We start from the raw sequence: 21,016 nt of genomic DNA on the forward strand, positions 1-21,016 counted from the left end.
GGTGCGGCGGGAGGCGCGTTCAAGCGGTCTTTTGTCACGCTCGCGTGAGTCGAGCAAGGGCGCTGTCCATCGCCTCGGCCGGCAGCGGGACGAGGCGGGGTGTTTCGGTGAAGAGCAGCGCAGCCACTACCGGACGCCCCGGGTAGAGCGGCTGGAGCAGCGCCCGGTAGAGCGCAAGTTGCAAGAGATAGGCTTCCGGCACGTCTGCCGCATGCGCGGGTGGCTGGCGGTCGGTCTTGTAGTCGACCAACAGCACCTCCTTCTCCGATATTGCAAGCCGGTCGATCTTGCCCGAGATGGCGCGCGGGCGGGCGCGTATATCGAGCGTGCCCATGATCGAAACCTCGGCGCGAGAGCCAGGCGCGAAGATGGGCGCGAAGCGGGCACTACCCAGAATGGACGCGACAGAAGCCCATGCACGCTCGCGATCCTCTTCCCGCCAGCCTGCACCAATCCTTGCCAGATAGCGGCGCGCGGCCGCCTCGCGATCGGCCTCGGGCAAATCCGGCAGGGTCTGGAGCAGCCGGTGCATTGCAAGGCCACGCTCGATTGCGAAGGCGGGCGCCGCCTCCTTGTCGAGCGCGGAAGCGGCGGTCGCCGGCAATTCCGGCTCATCCGTCTCGCCAATCAGGAGCGACGCGCCTGACGGCGAAAGCGGACGCGGAAGCTCTTCGCCGAAGCCTTTCGGCAGATCCGGTAGTTTCCCGAAGACGGGAGATGGCGATTTATCCTCCGGCTCCGACGCCGGTTCTGGCGCGGCGATCCTCGCGCCGCTCGCCTGGTGGCGGATCACGTCCGTATCGGCGGCCGGATGGCGGCGGATGCTGCTTTCCGGCGCCCCGGCAAGCGCAGCGTTCACCAGATTGTGCCAGATGCCGTCATGCGGCTTCATCTTGCCGCGATAGCCGCAGACGATCAACCTGTCCTCCGCCCGCGTCATGCCGACATAGAGGAGCCGGCGATATTCCTCCTCGGCCTTTTCCCTCAGCGCCGCGTTGACCATCTGCGAGACGCCGTTGGCGAGGTCGGAGGAGGCGCGCCACAGGAATCCCCTCCCCTCCCAGCCGCCGTTCTGCGCCGTGTAGGGGATGAGGCGCGGCAGGTGCGAGTCCGAAAAGGGCCGGCTGCCGCCGTCGACGAGGAAGACCACCGGCGCCTCCAGCCCCTTGGCCGAGTGCACAGTCATGATACGCACCTCGTCGCGCACCTGGTCCATCTCGCGCTTGATGTCAGGGCCGGCGCTTTCGAGCGTGGCGAGGAAGGATTCCAGCCCCGGCAGGCCGGTGCGCTCCACCGCTAGGCAGAAGGACAGGAACTCGTCGAGGATTTCGCCGGCGGCCGGGCCAAGCCTGGCGATCATCGCCGAGCGGACGCCGTCACGCGCGAGCACGCCCGCATAGAACTCAAAGACGGGCTTGAAGGCCGCCTCGTTGCGCCAGTTATCGAGTTTCTTGACGATTCCTGCCAGCTTGGGATCGCTCTCAGCGCGTGCGCGCAGCACCAAGAGCAGCGATCGCTCGCCCCTGTTCCACGCAAGCGCAAACAGTTCTTGTTCCGTCAGGCCGAAGACCGGGCTTTTCAGAAGCGCGGCGAGGGAGAGGTCGTCACCCGGCTGCAGCGCGACGCGGCCGAGCGCGACCAAGTCCTGCACGGCGATATGGCCGGGCAGGCTCAGCCGGTCGGCACCGGCGACCGCTATGCCCTTCTCCTTCAGGGCACGCGACAGCGCATTGACGAAACGGTCGCGCTTGCGCACCAGCACCAGCACGTCGCCCGGTCTCAGCCGCCTGCCCTTGCCCTCGATCGTCTCGCCCGTGTCGATCCATTGCCGCACGGTCGCGGCGATCTGTTCGGCAAGCGTGACCGACGGCGCGGAGGCATGGTCGATGGCCTCGGTCCAGTCGTCCGGCTCGGTGACCGCGGTCGGCTCGATCAGCGGCCATATCTCGACATAGCCCGGCTCGCCGGCGCGGATCGTGGTGTGGACAATGTCCTCCTCGTCGCGCGTCAGCCCCTGGCGCGCCTCGACTGAGGCGAAGACGCGATCGACCGCCAGAAGGACGTCCTCGGTCGAGCGGAATGAACGCTGCAGCCGCACCTGCTCGAAGCGGCCTTCGCCGTCGAGTACCTGCCGGCGGAACGCATAGCCGTTCAGAGCAAAGGCTTCCGGGTCGGCGCCTTGGAAGGAATAGATCGACTGCTTCTCGTCACCGACCGCGAAGATGGTGCGGCGGACATTATCGCGGGCGCTCAGGCCGGCGAAGAATTCCGCCGCCATCTTCCGCACGACCTGCCATTGCTCGGGGCTCGTGTCCTGCGCCTCGTCGATCAGGATATGGTCGATGCCCCGGTCGAGCTTGTACTGCACCCAGGGACCGACGTCGCTCCTGGCCAGAAGATGCACGGTGCGGCGGATCAGATCGTTGAAGTCCAGGAAGCCGCGCGCCGCTTTCAGCCGCTCGTAGCGGCCGATAAGCACATCGGCGATAACGAGGGCGGCGCGCGTGGCTTCCAGCATCCTGAGAAGCGCCAAGCGGTCGGAAAGTTCGAGGAGCGCGCCGGCGAAGCGGGCGAATTCATCGACGAAGCCGGGGAAATGCTCGGCCACGCCCTTCGCCATGATGTTCCGGGTGCTTTTCGGCTTCAGCCCATGCTTGCCCCTCGTAAGAAAGCAGCGGCAAAGCTCGTCGAAGCGGCTTCGTGGGTCGGCTTGCTCACATAGCGCCTTCAGTTCGGCAGCAAAGTTTGCCGCCGTGATCTTGCCGGCGGCCATGGCTCGCGCCTCGATTGCCTTTGCCAGCGCCATGTCGAAATAGGCGTCCGGCCACACGACCGCGATGACACGGTCGGGCGTGTCTCCGGGCTTGAAGCCGAACTCCGCGAAGAGCGCATCGGAGGCGCCGCAGCCGATTTCATCGATGAAGGCGCGCAGATCGTCACGGCGGGCGACGATCTCGCTCAACAGTTGGTCGAGCCCGCTTTCGCCGCCGATCGACAACACCGCCTCGAAAGCTGCGGCGAGGCCTGCATCCTCCCCCGAGCCGATACCGGTCAGCAGATCACGCCTCGCTTCGGCGACCAGCGCCGATTCCATCTGCGAATCCAGCATCTCGAAGTGGCCGGCGATGTTCGCTTCGAGCGGGAAGCGGTGCAGGATCGCCTCGCAGAAGGCGTGGATAGTCTGGATCTTCAGCCCGCCCGGCGTCTCCAGCGCGGCGGCGAAGAGCCGGCGGGCACGGAGAAGGCGCGACCGGCCCGGCGACCGGCTCTCCACCTTGCGGATTGCTTCGGCCAGTTCCTCGTCGGCAAGCGCGGTCCACGCGCCAAGCTCGGCGAAGACGCGGTTCGACATGTTGGCGGCGGCGGCCTTGGTGTAGGTCAGGCAGAGGATCTTTCCGGGTTCGGCCCCGTCGAGCAGGAGGCGGATGACGCGCTGCGCCAGCACATGCGTCTTGCCGGAACCGGCATGGGCGGAGACCCAGGCGGAATTCTCCGGATCGGAGGCGAGCGCCTGCTGTTGGAGTGTGTCGGGCGGGATAACCAGCGGGCGCTTCATTCGCCGCCCTCTCCGTCACCTTCCTCGCCGGCGGCGGACCATTCCTGCACGCGCGCCAGATGGTCGTAGGCGCCGCTGGTGTCGCCTTCGCGAAACGGCAGCGCCCGGGACAGATAACCATTCGCCTCGTTGCGATAGAAGAAAAGCAGGCGTTCCAGCCTTTGCCACGCCTCCTCGGAAAGGTCGCGGGCGAGCTTGGTGTTGCGGTTGGCCGCCAGGATGGATTCTTCCGCGACGTCACCAGTCGCTTTGAGCCGGACATAGGCGAGCCCGGCCGGCTCGAGCGGACCCAGATCGCGAAAGGCGCCGCGCATCAGAAGCGCGCCCTCCAGCGCGAGCTGCGGCGCGACCAGCGTATGTGCCTGCACTTTCGATGGCGAGGAGCCAGTCTTGTAGTCGAGGATATCGGCAAGATTGCTCGGCCTGACATCGATACGATCGGCGCGGCCGGAAAGCGTGACGCCGGTCGCGCCGACATCGATGCGCGAAGCGATAGCCTCGGCCAATCGCCTGGTTGCGCCGGCGCGGTGGCTCCTCTCCCATTCGATGAGGCGCGGCGCCATCATCCTGAAACGCGGCCACCAGACCGCGTCGACATCGGCCGGAAGCGCCTCCTCGTCGAAGCATTGGCGGGCGATGGCGAACAATCCGTCGAGTGCATCGGGCGCATCTGCGTCACACCCGAATGCCGTGAAGCGGTGCAGGATCTCGTGGAAGAGCGAACCGCGCTCGGCGGCGCTCGGGTCGCGCAGCAGCGGATCGAGCGGATCGAGCTTCAGGATCTTCCGCGCATAGATGGCGTAGGGGTCGCGGCGCAGCGTCTCGATCTCGGTGACGGAGAAGTGAGGCGGCCGCGCGGCCAATGGCGGCGTCGGCCTCGGACGAGGTGCGAAGGGCATACTTTCCGGGGCGTCGCCGGCGTGATGTCGGGCCGCTGCCAGGAGCTCCGCGCCCCGCGCGCGCATCGCCTTCGCCGGCTTCTCGCCGGCGCAGGCGGTCAGGCGCTGCAGCCAGCGCGATGGGACCGACGGCGCGTCGCCGGCCCGTGCAGCGCGGGTCAGGACAAGCTTCGGGGCGCCGGCCGCCATCATGAAATCATGCGCGGCCTGGCCGATGCGCCGCTCGGGCGGGTCGAGGTCGATGCCGGTCTTCATCACACGCGACATGAAGCCGTCCGGATCGGCGCGGCCGGGCCAGCTTCCTTCGTTCAGACCGCCGCAGACCAGCGTATCGACGCTCTGGAGCCGGCCTTCCAGCGCGCCCCAGATCGCCACGGCGCGGTCCGTGCCCTGACGTGGCTTCACCATCTGGCCGGCGAGAAGTGCGGCGAGGATGTCCGGCCATTCGCGCGGGCCGAAGGTAAGCTGAGAGCTTGCGGCGGCAAGCTCGCGCAGACGGTCGGCCAGCCGCTCGCCGGCCTCGCCGTGGTAGAGCATGCCGAGGCCGCCCGATGCGTCGCGGCCGACCGCCTCCAGCGCCTCGATCATGGCCCGAGCCACCGCCTCTACGGTCAGCATATCGCGGGTGCGCAACGCGGCGAGCGGCTCAAGCGCGGCATCGAGCGCAGCCAGAACTTGCCGGGCCTCCTCGATATCGGCGGGGCGGATGCGGCCGAACCAAGCGGGCGTATGCGGATCGCCGGAAAGGCGGGCGAGCCGCGCCTCGAATTCATCGGCCAATCCGGCAATGTCGGGACGGCCGGTGCCGCCGCGCAAGGCCACCAGTTCGACAGTTTCCGCCGCGCGGCGCACGATTGCACGCTCCATGCCGAGCAACAGGAGCGGCTGCTTCAGGAAGGAGAGGATCGCGACCGGGTCGCCCGGCCGCATCGCCGCCTCGACCATCAGCGACAAAAGCACGGCGGGTGGCGTCTGGTCGAGCGGGCGGCCGGCGGAATCGTCAGCCTTGATGTTGAAGCGAAGGAGTTCGGTCGCGACCCTGCGGGCGAGCGCACGGTCCGTCGTGACCAGCGCGGCGCGATGGCCGGGCTCGGCCACCGCCTTGCGCAGCGCATAGGCGATCGACAGTGCCTCGTCGCGCTCGTTAGGCGCCTCGATCAGCGCCATATCCGCCAGCGCGCCGGCGCCGACGGCCCGTTCGACCGTAGCGCGGTTGGCCGCCCATGCTTCCGTCGATTCCGCCGGGCGCAGGGCCTCGGAAAGCACGGCCGCTCGGGCGGCGAGCGGCGCGGACGGCGTACCGATTTCGGGAATATCGTCGCGGCTGGCGCCGATCGCCCCGATCAGACGCTTCAGGCCGAATTGCGGATGGCCATAGACTGAGGGCGAGGCGGAAGGCTCGCCGAGGAGCGCCCACGTCTCCTCGTCCAACCGTTTGTCGAGCCCCGGCAGCACCACCGCGCCATTGGGAAGCCGCGCGATGGTCGCAAGCAGTTCGGCGGTGGCTGGAATGGTACCGGTCGATCCCGCTGCGATGATGGGACCGTCGCCGCCGCTCCGCTTCAGCCGCTCGGCCTCGGCGCGGATCATGGCGTTGCGGTGCGCGGCCGGATTGGAACGCTGCCGCTCGGCCAGCGCCTTCGGCCAGTACTCCGTGACAATCTGCAGGAAATCCAGCGTGAGCTGCCACCAATCCGCAAGGTCGCTGTCGACCAGCCCGGCAAGCCTCGTCCAGTCGGCGCCCGCCGTCTCCATCTCGTCGATCAGACGAGCGAGGTCGCGCGACAGCCAGAGCGCGTCGGCGGCCGAGGCCGGCACCACGACCTTCTCCTCGAAGAGTGCTGCCACATGCGCCGGCAGCCGGCTTTTCCATGCCTGCACCAGGGGCGCCAGCGCCAGCACGCGATCCAGATCGGCGATCGGCGGGGCGATATCGAGCGCGGCCGCGCCGGTCGGGTCGAGCAGCGCAAGCTCCTCGTCGAATTCGCCGAGCGCACGGATCGTCGGCAGGATGGCCGAGCCGCCGGGCGATCTCTCCACGAAGAGCGAGCGCAGCGCGCGCGCAGCGCGACGGGTCGGCAGGTAGATAGTGACAGCGGAAAGCGCGAGCGGATCGCCGTCGGCGCGGAAGCCGGACACCAGTTCGCCTGCGGTCAGCGCATCGGCCAGCGTCGGCAGGAACGGTGCGCCGGGCGGGATGGAAAGGACGCACGGCGCTCTTTCGCGCGTCACGACACGCTGGCGGCGACGACCGCCGCTTCGGACGCCGGAATAGCCTCCGGCGTGCCGACCGTGATCCAGCGGCCGCGCATGCGCCAGCCGAAGAGCCGGCCTTCGGCGGCGGCCAGGTCGAAATAGCGGTTCAGCGAATGCGGTTCGGCTTCCGCCCCGGCGAAGATGCGCGGATGGACGATCGCCGCCCCGGCATAGATGAGACCGGCCGGATCGCCTTTCGAGCGCGCCAGCCTGCCGTCCGCGCCGAACAGGAAATCGCTCCTGCCTGAATGTCCCGTCGCCTTGCCCATCTCCGCCAGCATCAGCAGAATATCCATCCGCGCGCCGTCCCATGCAAGGGCGAGGCCGGAAAGACTGGGCGCGCCGTCATCTACCCAGAAGGTGTCGGCGTTGAGGACGAAGAAGGGCTCCCGGCCCAGAAGCGGCAGCGCCCTGACGATGCCGCCGCCGGATTCGAGCAGCTGGTCCGTCTCGTCCGAGATGACGATGCACGGCACGGCCCGTTTCGCCAGATGCGCGCGCATCTGGTCCGGCAGGTGATGGATGTTGACGATCGCCTCGGAGACGCCGGCGCGTTCCAGGCTGTCCAGCCCCCAATCAATGAGGGGTTTGCCGCCCACCTCGATAAGCGGCTTCGGCGTCTTCTCCGTCAGCGGCCGCATCCGTGTGCCGAGGCCGGCGGCAAGCACCATGGCTTTCAAGGGGGTCGTACTCATCCGACAGCCGGAGCCAGCACGTCGATCCCGGCGTAGAATTCGCGCACCGGCGCCAGCGCCTCGTGGCGAAGCGCGCGCGCCATGTAGTCGCGGATGCGCGGCAGGTGCTTCATATATTGGGGCTTGCCGTCGCGGTTGTTCAGGCGGACGAAAATACCGAGGATCTTGGAATTGCGTTGCGCAGCCATGATTGCATAAGCCTCCTCGAAGGCGGCCCGGTCGAATGCGCCGGCGGCGCTGCGCGCCCGGCAATAGGCGTCGAGGATCGCACGCTCCAGCACCGGCTCGACGGTGACACGCGCATCCATCGCAAGCGACGCGACATCATAGGCGGAAGGCCCGATCAGTGCGTCCTGGAAGTCTATGATGCCGAGACGGTCGTGGCCTTTCCTGTCACCGCGCCAGATCAGGTTGGGTGAATGGAAATCACGCAGGACGAGGCTCTTTTCCGCCCTCTTCAGCCGGTCGAAGACCGCATTCCACTGCCGCGCGAAGCGGTCGCGGATGTGGGCATCCGGAGTTCCCGTCATCTCAGGCAGATACCAATCGACGTAAAGTTCGACCTCGATCGTCATCGCGCCGTGGTCGTAATCGGGGATGCGGTAGCGGGAGCCCGGCACGATCTCGCATTCGTGCGGCCAGTCCACCGCATGGAGCCGAGCCAAAAGCTCGGCGGCCGCGATATAGCGTTCGGCGATCGGCCGGCCGGCCCCGTCGATCACGCCTTCGGAACCCAGATCCTCGATCAGCAGGATTCCCTGTCTTATATCCCGCGCGAAAATCTCGGGCGCCGCGATCCCCTGACCGCGCAGCGCATTGTCGATCGCCACGAAGGGCTTCACGTTCTCCGCCAGATGCGCGATCCGGCTGTAGGGCTTGCCGTCGCGCACCGGCGGCCCGTCGGGCCGCTGCGGCGCGTTCATCAGGATGACGCGCGGCTTGCCCTCGGCCGTCACGGTTTCGTATGCGCGCGTCGAGGCGTCGCCGAGCAGGAAGGCGCGGTGCCCACCCGCCCAGTCCGTCTTCTCGATGAAATCGCCGATGACGAGAGAGCGGCCGATCCGCGCCAGCGCTTCCGGCGGCGCGGCGATGTCGGCGACGCGGCCCTCGCCTTCTTCATCCAGCCGGATGCGGATCACATCGTCCCCGATCAGGCCGCCTGCGCGCTCCGGCCATTCAACCAGGACGATCCCTTCCTCGCGCGCTTCGTCGAAGCCGAGTTCGAGGAGTTCGCCCGGATCGGAAAGCCGGTAGAGATCGAAATGCCTCACCGGGATACGGGCGTCGTAGGACTGGACGAGCGTGAAGGTCGGGCTCGGCACTTCCAGAGACTGGTCGCCGACGAGCGCGCGGATGATGGCGCGGGCGAGCGTCGTCTTACCGGCGCCGAGATCACCTTCGAGCGCAAGCACATCGCCCGGCTTCAGGACGGCGGCTATGTCCTCGCCGAGCAGCACCGTCCGGCTTTCGTCTGCAAGATGGCGTTGCAGGCTTCTTGCGCTCATCCCGAACGCTTATTCCGCCGCCGTGCGGAAGCTTTCGGGCACGAGCGGAAAGCGGCATGTCACCGTCGTCCCCTGTCCCGGCCGGGAATCGATCCCAACCGTCCCGTTATGCAACTCGACGAAGCTTTTCACAATGGAAAGGCCGAGACCGGCACCGCGCCTGCGCCCGCCGTTCGGTCGCGGTTCGAAACGGCTGAAGACGCTGTCGACGATCTCCGGCGCGATGCCGGGTCCGTCGTCATGCACCGAAAAGACGATCGCCTCGCCTTCCTTGCGGCAGGAAAGCTCGATGGTGCTTTTCTCGGGCGCATAGTTCGCGGCGTTGGCGAGCAGGTTGAACAGGATCTGGCGAACGCGGTTGCCGTCGGCATGGAAGCTCGCCGGCGCGCCGTGCGTGTCGATCTTCAGCCTGATCGCATGTTCGCGCAGCCGCCCCCCGATCAACTCGGCGGCATCCTCCACGATGCGGCGCACGGGCACTTCGGCGATATCGAGTTCCATGATCCCGGCATCGACCGTTGCCAGATCGAGAATGTCGTTGACGATCGTCAGCAGGACCGAAGACGAAGAGGAGATATGATCGACATAATCCCGCTGGCGGGGATTGAGCGGCCCGGTGGAGCCCTGCGTCAAAAGCTCGGTGAAGCCGATGATGTTGGTCAGCGGCGAGCGCAATTCGTAGTTCACGTGCTGGACGAAGTCGTTCTTCAACTGGTCCGCCTTCTCGAGCGCCTCGTTCTTGTCCTTCAAAGCGCGCTCTACATTCACCGTATCGGTCACATCCACGAAGGTCATCATAACCTGCCCGTTGGGCAGATGGATAACGGCGTAGCTCAGGATCGTGCCGTTTGTGAGTTCGGACTGGCCGTGCCGGTCACGCCTCTCATCGTCGAAGCCGGTCGCCAGCGCGACGAAATCGCCCCACGGGCTCGCCTGCGCCATGGCCTCGCAGCGCTTCCTGATCTCGGAAATATGCGTCTTTTGCGTGACGAAATCGTCAGGCAGGCCCCAGAGCCGCGAGAAGGCGGGATTGGAAAGCCTGACCTTGCCGTCGGGTCCGAAGACGGCGACGCCCTCGGCGAGATTGTCGAGCGTTTCGCCTTGGACGCGGATCGCCGTGTTGTAGCGGCTCTCCAGATCGATGCGCTCGGTCAGGTTCTCGAAGATCCAGGTGACGCCGCCCTTGGGCTGCGGATTGGCGACGACGCGTATCGTTCGGCCGTCCGGCAGATGCCACCAATGCTCGGATGATTCCACCGAGCGGTAAGCGGCCAGGATGGTTTCCTTCCAGCGGCGCCATTCCGGCTGCTCGGCGAGCTTGCCTTCGGCACGCAGGCGATCGAGCAGGAAGGCATTGTCGGGGGCGCTGTTCAGGAAGGAAGCGTCGAGGCCCCACAATTTCTGAAAGGCCTGGTTGAAGAAACGCAGCTTCTGTTCCGTGTCGAAGATGGCGACGGCTGTCGTAAGCTGGTCCAGCGTATCGGAATGGCCACGGAGCGTGTGCTCGTATTCAGCGCGGACCGCCTCGATCTCGCTGCGGTCGGCGGCAAGTCCAGCCGCGCCCGCCTTTCCGGCATATTCGGTGACGGCGAACAGCTTGCGGTCGCCACGGACGACGGCCGAAAGCGTCTGCGCGAAAACGGGATGGGCAAGATGGTTCAAATGCATGGTCTCGCGCGCCTGGGTACCGAGCATCTCGCGGCCTTCCTGGATGGCGGCAGCCGGATCGGACGCTTCGACGGTTTCGGCATAGGCGCGATTGACCCATTTGAGCTTGCCGTCCGGCGCACGCAGCCAAAGCGGCATCGGCAGGGCTTCGACCAGGCCTATGAAGGTCTCGTGGTCAGCCAGCAATTGCTGATGGTCGAGCTTCAGCCGCGCGTGCTCGGCCTGCGCCTGGGACAGCGAGTTGAAGCGGACGATGACGTGGCTGCCAGGCCGGCGTCCGCGGACTTCGAGCAGCGTGCCGCCCTGCGTCTCGACGACGAGGTCGAACGGGGTCGATGCTTCGCGCAACTCTGCGATCGCGTTTTCCAACCGCGTCGCGGAGCGGGGAGCGAGCCAGCGGCCGAAGGCCAGAAAGGCACTCCGCTCCTCTGGTGCGCCCGAATTGCCCGGCAGTGCGCCGATCAGGTCGGGTTTCTTCGCCGCGCCGCCCCATGCGACGATACGCTGATCCTTCAGGTTGAGAAGGGCTTCGCTCCTCTGGAGCAAGGCGTTCAATTCCGCGATCCTGCCGCGCAGCGTCTGGTTCTCCTCGGCGATGCGCGCCCGCTCCCGGATCAGCCAGATCGCGGAAAGGAAGGCGGAGCCCATGATGCCGAGGACGACGGCCACCTGGATGACGTCGACCGTGCTGGCGGGGATCATTCTCAAGAGTACGGAAGGATTGTCGCCCGAGGTTTGCGCCAAAGCGCCGCCTGCCGCGGCGAATGACAAGGCAGCGGCCGAAACGACCGTGCCGGCCCACGGCCGAAACCGCCGATGGGACCGCACCACCCCTTCGGAATCGCTCCGGCTGCCGACGCCGGCTTCTCCCGCCAATGGCGGGCATTCCCCTGGCATGCCTTGTTCCTCTCCGCCGCCTGAAAATCCAAGACCGCCCGCAAACGCACGCCTGTTCCCCGTCACAGGCGCATCGCGAATCAGTCGAGAATAGCCCCGAGGCGAATCGGCGTGAAGAAGGACGGCGACAAAAATAATGCCGGGCGAAATGTCAACCGCCCGGCATCAACATCTAGTATTATTTTTACGCAGAATCAGTATCTGTAGTGTTCCGGCTTAAACGGGCCCTGCGGCGTGACGCCGATATAGGCGGCCTGCTCGGCGGAAAGCTCGGTAAGATGCACGGCTAGCTTGTCGAGATGCAGCCGTGCGACCTTCTCGTCCAGATGCTTCGGCAGGACGTAGACCTCCTTCTTGTAGCTGCCGGCCTTGGTCCACAGCTCGATCTGGGCAAGCACCTGGTTGGTGAAGGAGGCGGACATGACAAAGCTCGGATGGCCGGTCGCATTGCCGAGATTGAGCAGGCGCCCTTCCGACAGAAGGATCATGCGCTTGCCGTCGGCGAATTCGATCATGTCGACCTGCGGCTTGATGTTGGTCCATTTCAGGTTGCGCAGCGCCGCCACCTGGATCTCGTTGTCGAAGTGCCCGATATTGCCGACGATGACCATGTCCTTCATCGCGCGCATATGGTCGAGGGTGACGACATCCTTGTTGCCGGTGGCGCTGATGATGATATCGGCGGTCGGCGCGGCATCATCGAGCGTGACCACCTCGAACCCGTCCATCGCCGCCTGAAGCGCGCAGATGGGGTCGGCCTCGGTGACCCTGACGCGAGCGCCGGCGCCGCGCAGCGACGCCGCCGAACCCTTGCCGACATCACCGTAGCCGCAGACGACGGCAACCTTGCCGGCCATCATGACGTCGGTGGCGCGGCGGATGCCGTCGACGAGCGATTCCTTGCAGCCGTATTTGTTGTCGAATTTCGACTTGGTGACGCTGTCATTGACGTTGATGGCGGGGAAGGCGAGCAGGCCGCGCTTCTGGAGCTGGTAGAGCCGGTTGACGCCCGTCGTCGTCTCCTCGGTCACGCCGCGGATGGCATCGCGGGTCCTGGTGAAGAAGCCCGGCGTCTCGGCCATGCGCTTCTTGATCTGGGCGAAGAGGACCTCCTCTTCCTCGCTGCCCGGCTTGGACAGGACGTCCTCGCCGGCTTCGGCACGCGAGCCGATCAGGATGTACATGGTGGCATCGCCGCCGTCGTCGAGGATCATGTTGGTTGGCTGGCCATCCTCCCACTGGAAGATGCGGTCGGTGTAGGACCAGTATTCCGGAAGCGTCTCGCCCTTGACGGCGAAGACCGGCGTGCCGCTCTCCGCGATCGCCGCGGCGGCATGATCCTGCGTGGAGAAGATATTGCAGGAGGCCCAGCGCACATCGGCGCCGAGCGCCTTCAGCGTCTCGATCAGAACGGCCGTCTGGATGGTCATGTGGAGCGAGCCGGAGATGCGCGCGCCCTTCAGCGGCTTGGTCTCGCCGAATTCCCCGCGACAGGCCATCAGGCCCGGCATCTCGGTCTCGGCGATCTCGATCTCCTTGCGGCCCCAATCGGCGAGAGCGATATCCTTAACGAAATAATCCTTGGCGCGCGCCATCCTGAAATCTCCTATTCGCAGACAGGGAAAGCCCCGCCGGAAGCGGCAGGGGGTCAATATTCGGCGGTCTGCGTACCAGATCGGGCCGGTTGCGACAATAGGATATAAGGAAATCTTTATCTCTGCATATCGCAGCAGGAATAGATGGAGGTCCCATAAAAGCAGTCAGGCTCAGGCGAAAGGCACAGGAGCGCAGTCGGACGCCGGTTGCAGCCCGGCCTCACGGTTGGTTTCTCAGATCTCTTCGCCGAAGCGGCTTTCGATCAATTCCGCCAGCGCATCCATCACGGTGGTGGCGTCCCTCCCCGTGGCGGTGACGCGGATGCAGCATCCGGGGCTCGCGGCAAGCATCATCAGGCCCATGATCGAGGTGCCGCCGACCTTGTTGCCGTCCTTCTCCACCGTCACCTCGGCGTCGTAGCCGCCGACGACCTGCACGAATTTGGCGGAAGCGCGGGCATGCAGGCCGCGCTGGTTGACGATCGCAAATTCGCGGGTGACCGCGCCGTCCTTGAGATCGCCGGCCTCGCCCGTCATTTTCCGCTCAGGAACTTGCTGGCGACGTTGATATATTTGCGGCCCGCCGCCTGGGCCTCTTCCAGCGCGGTGGCCATGTCGTTGTTGACACGGATGCTGGAAAGCTTGATCAGCATCGGCAGGTTGACGCCGGCGATCACCTCCACGCGGCCCGAATCCATGACCGAGATGGCGAGGTTGGAGGGCGTGCCGCCGAACATGTCGGTCAGGATGATGACGCCGGAGCCCGTATCGCAGCGTTTCACTTCGTCGACGATGTCCCGTCGTCGCTGCTCCATGTCGTCTTCGGCGCCGATGGAAACGGTCCCGAACTGCTGCTGCGCGCCGACGACGTGCTCGACGGCATTGCGGAACTCATCGGCCAAACGACCGTGCGTAACGAGCACGATACCGATCATGCAGTGCTGGCTCCCGGCATGCCCCATTTCGGGTGCTTCGTATCGACCGCAACCCTGACAGGGCCAAACGGCAAGTGCGCCATCTTGTCAATGCGCCTTCCGTTTACAAGCCCCAATCTTGAACGAATGCAACCATTTTGCCGCAGCTTTATGCCGCCGGCGCGGGAATCGGCCGGAATTCCATCCGCCTCGGCAAGTTGACGTAACGGCATTATCCATCCGCCAGTTTTTGCAGGATCGCGAGGCCGGGCCCGGCGATTTCATGCTTGGGCAGTTCAAGACAGGGAATGCGGCAGCCTTCCAGGACGACAATCGCCCCGCTGGAATAACGCGGCGCTGCGTCACGCTCCACGAGGTTGACGACCAGGTCGACGATCATCTTCGGCTCGAACGCCGTTCGACCGGGGCCTATCCCGCGGAATTCCGCCAATCCGGCAATATTTTCCGGGACGGTGCAGACGAGCCGGCCGCCATGCGCCTGAAGGAGAACCTGGTCGTCAGCCACGAGCCTGGCGAACCTGTTTCGGGCCCGGCACATCTCGATCAGGGAAAGGGCGAGCGTCGTCTTGCCGGTACCCGAGCGCCCCCGGACGAGCACGCCCTTGTCACCGAGTATGAACGCCGTGCCATGAAAATTCATGGGATTCTCAGGCCGGCAGCGTCATGATGAAGCGTGCGCCACGGATATCGCCCGGCTTGGTGCCGACGATGTTCTCCGCGTCGAGCGTGCCGCCATGCGCCTCCATGATCTGCCGGCTGATCGACAGGCCGAGGCCCGAATTCTGGCCGAAGGCCTCGTTCGAGGGGCGGTCGGTATAGAAACGCTCGAAAATCCGGTCGATGCGTTCGGCGCGGATGCCTGGACCGTTGTCCTCGACCGTCACGATGGCGTGGCGAGGAGAGCGCGAGAGCGTCACGACGATGCGGCCGCCCTCCTCCGGCACGAAGGAGCGGGCGTTTTCGATCAGGTTGGTGACGACCTGCCCGATCCTCAGATCGTGGCCCTGGACAACGTAATCCTTTTCTCCGTGCGGCGGCTTCTCCACGTTGAATTCCACCGTCACCTGCCGGCGGTTCTTGCGCACTTCGCGCGCCGCCATCACAAGGTCGCCGATCAGTTTCTTCAGGTCGACGCGGCCGGAATATTCGCGCGCGAGTTCCGCGTCGAGGCGCGAGGCATCCGAGATGTCGGTGATCAGGCGGTCGAGTCGGCGCACATCGTGCTGGATGACGTCCAGAAGCCGCTTGCGCGATTCCTCGGTCTTGGCGATCGGCAAGGTCTCGACGGCGCTACGCAGCGAGGTCAGCGGGTTCTTCAGTTCGTGACTGACATCGGCGGCGAAGCTCTCGATCGCCTCGATGCGGGCGTAGAGCGCATTCGTCATCTCACGCAGCGCGACCGACAGATTGCCGATCTCGTCCTGTCTCGAGGAGAAATCCGGAATCTCCTCGCGGCTTTTCACGCCGCGCTTGACGCGAACGGCGGCCGCGGAAAGGCGCCGCAGCGGATTGGCGATGGTGGAGGCCAGGAGCAGCGACAGGATCGCGGTGACCAGCGCGGCCACGCCGAAGACGCGGAAGATGGCGCGGCGCTCCGAGGTGACGATGTTGTCGATGTCGCCGCCCTGAGTGGAGAGCATCAGCACGCCGAGAACGGCCCGGAAGCGCTGGACGGGCACCGCCACCGAAACGATCAGATCACCCTTCTCGCTCACCCTGACCACGGTGGCGGGGCTGCCGGTCAGCGCCGTCATCACCTCGGGATAGGCGGAACCGTTGCCGCCCGGCTGCTCATGGTAGACGGGCAGGTCGCGCCGGCGGAAAAGACCGATGATGCTCTTCTCCAGCCGCTCGAACAGGTTCGGCTCTTCCTCCTCGATCGGCGGCAGATCGTAGCGCAGGATCTGCCCCCTCGAATAAAGCCGCTGCGAATCCAGCAGGAGATTGGCGTCGCGGTCGTAGATGCGCGCGCGGGTCCGCGTCGGCGAAATCAGCCGTCTGAGCAGAGGGGCGACGATCTCCGGATTGATCGGGAAATCCAGATTGTCGAGCTGGTCGGAACCCGGCTCGATGCTCTGGCCGGCCTGCAATTCCAGGAGCTTCTCCGGATCGATGCGGATCGCATCCGTCTCCACGGTGGCGGAAGAGGCGATGGCGCCGGCTATGATCTCGCCCTGCGTCATCAGGCTTTCCTCACGCGCGTCGATCAGCCCGTCGCGGAACTGGTTGAGATAGAGGATGCCGACGACGAGCACGATCAGCGCCGCCATGTTGAGAAACAGGATGCGCCGCGTCAGGCTTGAAAACAGATAGTGGCCGAGCACCCAGTTCAGCCGCTTGCGCAGCCGCGCGAAGAATCCCGCCGCCTTCCGCTTTTTCGGAGCGGCCCGTTCGGTGAGCGGGATATCGCCGGTTTCTGCCACCATGGCCGGATTTTAGAGCAACAGGGGCCAGATGGGAACGCGACAGGTTCGCGGCATATTCGAAGACATCGAGCCGCATGCGGCTTTCCGCGGCATGGCGGCCCCGCCGGTCACGCCTCGCGGAAACGATAACCGACGCCGTAAAGCGTCTCGATCATGTCGAAATCATTGTCGACGACCTTGAACTTCTTGCGCAGCCGCTTGATGTGGCTGTCGATGGTGCGATCATCGACATAGACCTGCTCGTCATAAGCAGAATCCATCAGCGCATCGCGGCTCTTCACCACGCCCGGACGCTGGGCAAGCGAATGGAGGATGAGGAATTCGGTGACCGTCAGCGTCACCGGCTGCCCCTTCCAGGTGCAGGTGTGGCGCTCCTGGTCCATGACGAGCTGGCCGCGCTCGAGCGAACGGCTCTGCGCGTTCGGCGATTTGGCGGCGGCCTCCCGCGCGCTGGCGCGCCTCAGGACCGCACGGACACGCTCGACCAGAAGCCGCTGCGAGAAGGGTTTGCGGATGAAATCGTCGGCGCCCATCTTGAGGCCGAAAAGCTCGTCGATCTCGTCGTCCTTGGAGGTCAGGAAGATGACCGGAAGGTCGCTCTTCTGGCGCAGCCGCCGCAGGAGTTCCATGCCGTCCATGCGCGGCATCTTGATGTCGAGGATGGCAAGGTTCGGCGGCCGCGCCGAGAGCCCCTCGAGTGCCGAGGCGCCGTCGGTGTAGGTTTCGACGCGATACCCTTCCGACTCGAGCGCAATGGATACGGACGTCAGGATATTGCGGTCGTCGTCGACCAGCGCGATTGTGGACATATCGAGCGGCTCCCTCATCTGCGAGCGTCCCTTCGTTCGGCGGAAACCCGCCTTTGAGGGACAAATTAGGTACAAAATGTGGCGCGGCGACCCCGCATATCGCACGACCGGTCATGGATCGGAACCCCCAAAGGGGTAATCAGACTAGTTCGATTGCGGTAACCATACCCGACATACAAACGATTTAAATATACCTTTGAATTTTTAAACCGATTAATGATTTGATATCGCTAGTCTTTTCTGTATCTGCCCTATTTATCGCATCATTCGCGGCCTGAATGCCTTAGGCGGGCGGGCTTTTACCCAACCTATCTTTTCGACGGTGAGAAAGTGAAAGAGTTCGGCAAAAGAAATCCGGCCTGCGGCATCGAGGAAATCGGCCTCGCGGCGGCCAAAGCAGCCTATTACAATCTGACGGAAGCAGCGCTTTACGAGGAAGCGCTACAGCGCGGAGAAGCGCAATTGAGTGCCCATGGCGCTCTCGTCGCGGTGACCGGCCAGCATACTGGCCGCTCGGCTAAGGACAAATTCGTCGTCCGCGACGCCAACACGGAAGGCCATGTCTGGTGGGGCAACAACAGCCCTATGTCGCCGGAACATTTCGAGACGCTTTTGGCGGACTTCAAGGCGCATGCAGCGGGCAAGGAACTCTTCGTGCAGGACCTCGTCGGCGGCGCCGACGAGACGCATCGGCTCAAGGTCCGCGTCGTCAACGAACTCGCCTGGCACTCGCTCTTCATCCGCAATCTGCTGATCCGGCCCGAGCAAAGTGCGCTCGCCGCCTTCGAGCCCCAGATGACCATCATCGACCTGCCGTCCTTCAAGGCCGATCCGGCGCGGCACGGCTGCCGCACGCAAACCGTGATCGCGGTCGACCTGACCCGCATGATCGTGCTGATCGGCGGCACGTCCTATGCCGGCGAGATGAAGAAATCGGTCTTCACCGCGCTCAACTACCTGCTGCCGGAGAAATCCGTCATGCCGATGCATTGTTCGGCCAATGAAGGCGCCAATGGCGACGCGGCGATCTTCTTCGGGCTTTCCGGCACCGGCAAGACGACGCTTTCCGCCGACCCGTCCCGCACCCTCATCGGCGACGACGAGCATGGCTGGGGGCCGGACGGCGTCTTCAACTTCGAGGGCGGCTGCTACGCCAAGACCATCCGTCTTTCGCCGGAGGCCGAGCCCGAGATCTACGCCACGACGAGGCGCTTCGGAACGGTTCTGGAAAACGTCGTGCTCGACGAGGATAGGGTGCCCGACCTCGACGACGGCTCGCTCACCGAGAACACGCGCTCGGCCTATCCGCTGCATTTCATCGCCAATGCCAGTGCCACCGGCAAAGCGCCGCATCCGAAGAACGTCATCATGCTGACCGCCGACGCCTTCGGCGTGCTGCCGCCGATCGCCAAGCTGACGCCGGCGCAAGCGATGTATCACTTCCTTTCAGGCTACACGGCCAAGGTGGCGGGCACAGAGAAGGGCGTGACGGAGCCGGAAGCTACCTTCTCCACCTGTTTCGGCGCGCCCTTCATGCCCAGGCACCCATCCGAATACGGCAATCTGCTGCGCAGCCTGATCGCCGAGCACGGCGTCGATTGCTGGCTGGTGAACACCGGCTGGACCGGCGGCGCCTACGGCACCGGCAAACGCATGCCGATCAGGGCGACGCGCGCGCTGCTTGCCGCCGCCCTCGACGGCTCGCTCGCCGGGGCGGAATTCCGCACCGATCCGAATTTCGGCTTCGCTGTGCCGGTCTCGGCGCCGGGGGTCGAGCCCAGCATCCTCGACCCGCGCGCCACATGGGCTGATAAGGCGGCCTACGACCGCCAGGCGAAACGGCTTGTCGGCATGTTCGTCGACAATTTCGCCAAGTTCGAGGACCATGTCGACGCGACCGTGGCCGACGCCGCGCCGCGCGTTCAGGAAGCGGCGGAGTAGGCTTCCCATCAGCCCCGGCCCGCGCCGGGGCTTTTCTTTTTCGGCTGGGCAGTGCATCTGCTCTTCGCAAGAGGAGAACAGCATGGCCGCCCTGAAAACCATACCGCTCGCCTTCGCCGGGATACCGGAGAGCGACATGCTCGGCCGGGCGCGGGATTTCCGCGCGTTGATGACGCGGCGGCGTACCGTGCGCGATTTTTCCGATCGGCCGGTGCCGCGCGAACTGATCGAGCAGGCGGTGATGACGGCCGCGACCGCGCCTTCCGGCGCCAATCAGCAGCCCTGGACCTTCGTCTGCATCGGCGACCAGGCGATCAAGGAGCGCATCCGCGCCGCAGCGGAAGCGGAGGAGCGCGCCTTCTATGAGGGCGGCGCGCCGGAGGAATGGCTGGAGGCGCTGGCGCCGCTCGGCACGGACGCCGAAAAGCCCTTCCTCGAGATCGCGCCATGGCTGATCGTCATCTTCGCGCAGCGCTACGGGCTGAAGGAGGACGGCTCGCGGCGCAAGCACTATTACGTGCCGGAATCGGTCGGCATCGCCACCGGGCTGCTGATCGCCAGCCTGCACAATGCCGGGCTCGCCGCGCTCACCCATACGCCCTCGCCGATGGGTTTCCTGAACGAGATCTGCGGCCGCCCCGAGCACGAAAAGGCGGTGATCCTGCTCGTCGCCGGCTATCCGGCCGAAACCGCCGAGGTGCCGGACATCCGGCGCAAGGGGGCGGACGAGCTGATCGTCTGGAAGGAATGACGGAGGATCGCCGGATTCGGGTGGCGTCGAACGTCTTCATCGACGAAGACGATCTGGAAGAGGCGTTCATCCGCGCTTCCGGCCCCGGCGGCCAGAACGTCAACAAGGTGGCGACGGCGGTGCAGCTTCGCTTCGACACGCGCCGTGCGGCCGGGTTGCCGGAAGAGGTGCGCGACCGGACGATAAGGCTTGCCGGCCAGCGCGCCACCAAGGACGGCGTGATCGTCATCGAGGCTTCGCGCTTCCGCACGCAGGAGCGGAACCGGCAGGATGCGCGCGATCGTCTGGTAGCGCTGGTTGCCAAGGCGGCCGAGCCGCCGCCACCGCCGCGCAAGAAAACGCGGCCGACGAAAGGGTCGGTCGAGAGAAGGCTGAAGGCGAAGGCTGGCCGCTCGACGATCAAGAAGATGCGCGGCCGCGTTTCAGAGGACTAGAGGCCGACCGCGCGCAGGGAGAATTCTACATGCCCATGCTGACGGAAGGCGTCCAGTACCTGCCGGAGCATCTCGACCGCATGACGCAGGAGGCGCTCGTCGAGGACATCCGCGGGGTGGTCGAAGCTGCACCGCTTTACGTCCCGACCATGCCGAAGAGCGGCAAGCCCATGAGCGTGCGCATGACCAATTGCGGCGAACTGGGCTGGGTGACCGACCGCGACGGCGGCTACCGCTATCAGGCGCAGCATCCCGTGACCGGCGATCCATGGCCGCCGATTCCGGAGCGGCTGATGGCACTGTGGCGGGAGCTCGCCGACTATCCGCATCCGCCGCAGGCCTGCCTCGTCAATTTCTATTCCGACAGCGCCCGGATGGGCCTGCATCAGGATCGCGACGAGAAGGAATTTTCCGCACCCGTCCTCTCGGTCTCGCTCGGCGACAGCTGTCTTTTTCGGGTCGGCGGGACAAAGCGGAGCGACCCCACCGTTTCCGTCCGTCTTTCGAGCGGCGATGTCGTTGTCCTCGGCCGCGAAGGGAGGCTCGCCTTCCATGGCGTCGACCGCGTCTGTCCCGAGACTTCGACACTCCTGAAGAAGGGCGGACGCATCAACCTGACGCTGAGAAGGGTGACGTTGCCCTGATCCTG

15 protein-coding genes are annotated in these 21,016 nt (G+C 65.4%); 4 read left to right on the forward strand and 11 right to left on the reverse strand.

Features of this window, described 5'->3' with window-relative positions; all coding sequences use genetic code 11:
* Positions 1-34: 34 nt before the first annotated feature.
* The 11 genes from addA to RBH77_RS00715 all read right to left on the reverse strand — a co-directional run bounded on the left by addA (position 35) and on the right by RBH77_RS00715 (position 17,241).
* On the reverse strand, positions 35-3,556 hold the full coding sequence (gene addA, locus RBH77_RS00665; protein WP_311030199.1) for a double-strand break repair helicase AddA: 3,522 nt from the start codon (positions 3,554-3,556) through the stop codon (positions 35-37).
* Entirely contained in the window at positions 3,553-6,687 is a 3,135-nt protein-coding gene (gene addB, locus RBH77_RS00670; protein WP_311030200.1) for a double-strand break repair protein AddB, read from the reverse strand. The genes addA and addB overlap by 4 nt, the downstream gene beginning before the upstream one ends.
* Positions 6,684-7,406, reverse strand: a complete 723-nt coding sequence (locus RBH77_RS00675) for a nucleotidyltransferase family protein (protein WP_311030201.1) — start codon at positions 7,404-7,406, stop codon at positions 6,684-6,686. The genes addB and RBH77_RS00675 overlap by 4 nt, the downstream gene beginning before the upstream one ends.
* On the reverse strand, positions 7,403-8,911 hold the full coding sequence (gene tsaE / locus RBH77_RS00680; RefSeq protein ID WP_311030202.1) for a tRNA (adenosine(37)-N6)-threonylcarbamoyltransferase complex ATPase subunit type 1 TsaE: 1,509 nt from the start codon (positions 8,909-8,911) through the stop codon (positions 7,403-7,405). The genes RBH77_RS00675 and tsaE overlap by 4 nt, the downstream gene beginning before the upstream one ends.
* A 9-nt stretch (positions 8,912-8,920) precedes the next feature.
* Entirely contained in the window at positions 8,921-11,476 is a 2,556-nt protein-coding gene (locus RBH77_RS00685) for a sensor histidine kinase (protein ID WP_311030203.1), read from the reverse strand.
* A gap of 194 nt (positions 11,477-11,670) precedes the next feature.
* Complete coding sequence (gene ahcY / locus RBH77_RS00690; RefSeq protein ID WP_311030204.1) at positions 11,671-13,071, reverse strand: adenosylhomocysteinase; 1,401 nt, start codon at positions 13,069-13,071, stop codon at positions 11,671-11,673.
* Positions 13,072-13,305: 234 nt separating this feature from the next.
* A complete protein-coding gene (locus RBH77_RS00695; RefSeq protein ID WP_311030205.1) occupies positions 13,306-13,608 on the reverse strand; it encodes an HPr family phosphocarrier protein in 303 nt (100 codons plus the stop codon).
* Complete coding sequence (locus tag RBH77_RS00700; protein ID WP_311030206.1) at positions 13,605-14,006, reverse strand: PTS sugar transporter subunit IIA; 402 nt, start codon at positions 14,004-14,006, stop codon at positions 13,605-13,607. Before RBH77_RS00700 ends, RBH77_RS00695 begins: the two co-directional genes overlap by 4 nt.
* Before the next feature lie 211 nt (positions 14,007-14,217).
* A complete protein-coding gene (locus RBH77_RS00705; RefSeq protein WP_311030207.1) occupies positions 14,218-14,646 on the reverse strand; it encodes an HPr kinase/phosphorylase in 429 nt (142 codons plus the stop codon).
* A 7-nt stretch (positions 14,647-14,653) separates the two neighbouring features.
* Positions 14,654-16,432 carry a sensor histidine kinase gene (locus RBH77_RS00710; RefSeq protein WP_311030208.1) on the reverse strand — a complete coding sequence of 593 codons (1,779 nt, stop codon included), beginning with the start codon at positions 16,430-16,432 and terminating at the stop codon, positions 14,654-14,656.
* 107 nt (positions 16,433-16,539) lie between these two features.
* Positions 16,540-17,241 carry a response regulator transcription factor gene (locus RBH77_RS00715; RefSeq protein WP_311030209.1) on the reverse strand — a complete coding sequence of 234 codons (702 nt, stop codon included), beginning with the start codon at positions 17,239-17,241 and terminating at the stop codon, positions 16,540-16,542.
* A gap of 330 nt (positions 17,242-17,571) precedes the next feature.
* Between RBH77_RS00715 and RBH77_RS00720 the strand changes: the two genes are divergently transcribed.
* From RBH77_RS00720 to RBH77_RS00735, 4 genes are all read left to right on the forward strand, one after another.
* Positions 17,572-19,182: a phosphoenolpyruvate carboxykinase gene (locus RBH77_RS00720; protein WP_371832820.1), complete on the forward strand. Its 1,611-nt coding sequence runs from the start codon at positions 17,572-17,574 to the stop codon at positions 19,180-19,182.
* A gap of 82 nt (positions 19,183-19,264) precedes the next feature.
* The gene (locus RBH77_RS00725; RefSeq protein WP_311030210.1) at positions 19,265-19,933 is read left to right on the forward strand and encodes a nitroreductase family protein; all 669 of its coding nucleotides are present in this window, start codon (positions 19,265-19,267) and stop codon (positions 19,931-19,933) included.
* A complete protein-coding gene (arfB, locus tag RBH77_RS00730; protein WP_311030211.1) occupies positions 19,930-20,367 on the forward strand; it encodes an alternative ribosome rescue aminoacyl-tRNA hydrolase ArfB in 438 nt (145 codons plus the stop codon). The genes RBH77_RS00725 and arfB overlap by 4 nt, the downstream gene beginning before the upstream one ends.
* A 29-nt stretch (positions 20,368-20,396) precedes the next feature.
* The gene (locus RBH77_RS00735; protein ID WP_311030212.1) at positions 20,397-21,011 is read left to right on the forward strand and encodes an alpha-ketoglutarate-dependent dioxygenase AlkB family protein; all 615 of its coding nucleotides are present in this window, start codon (positions 20,397-20,399) and stop codon (positions 21,009-21,011) included.
* Positions 21,012-21,016 lie beyond the last annotated feature (5 nt).

The organism is Mesorhizobium koreense (genome assembly GCF_031656215.1).
GTDB classification, from domain to species: Bacteria; Pseudomonadota; Alphaproteobacteria; order Rhizobiales; family Rhizobiaceae; genus Mesorhizobium_L; species Mesorhizobium_L koreense.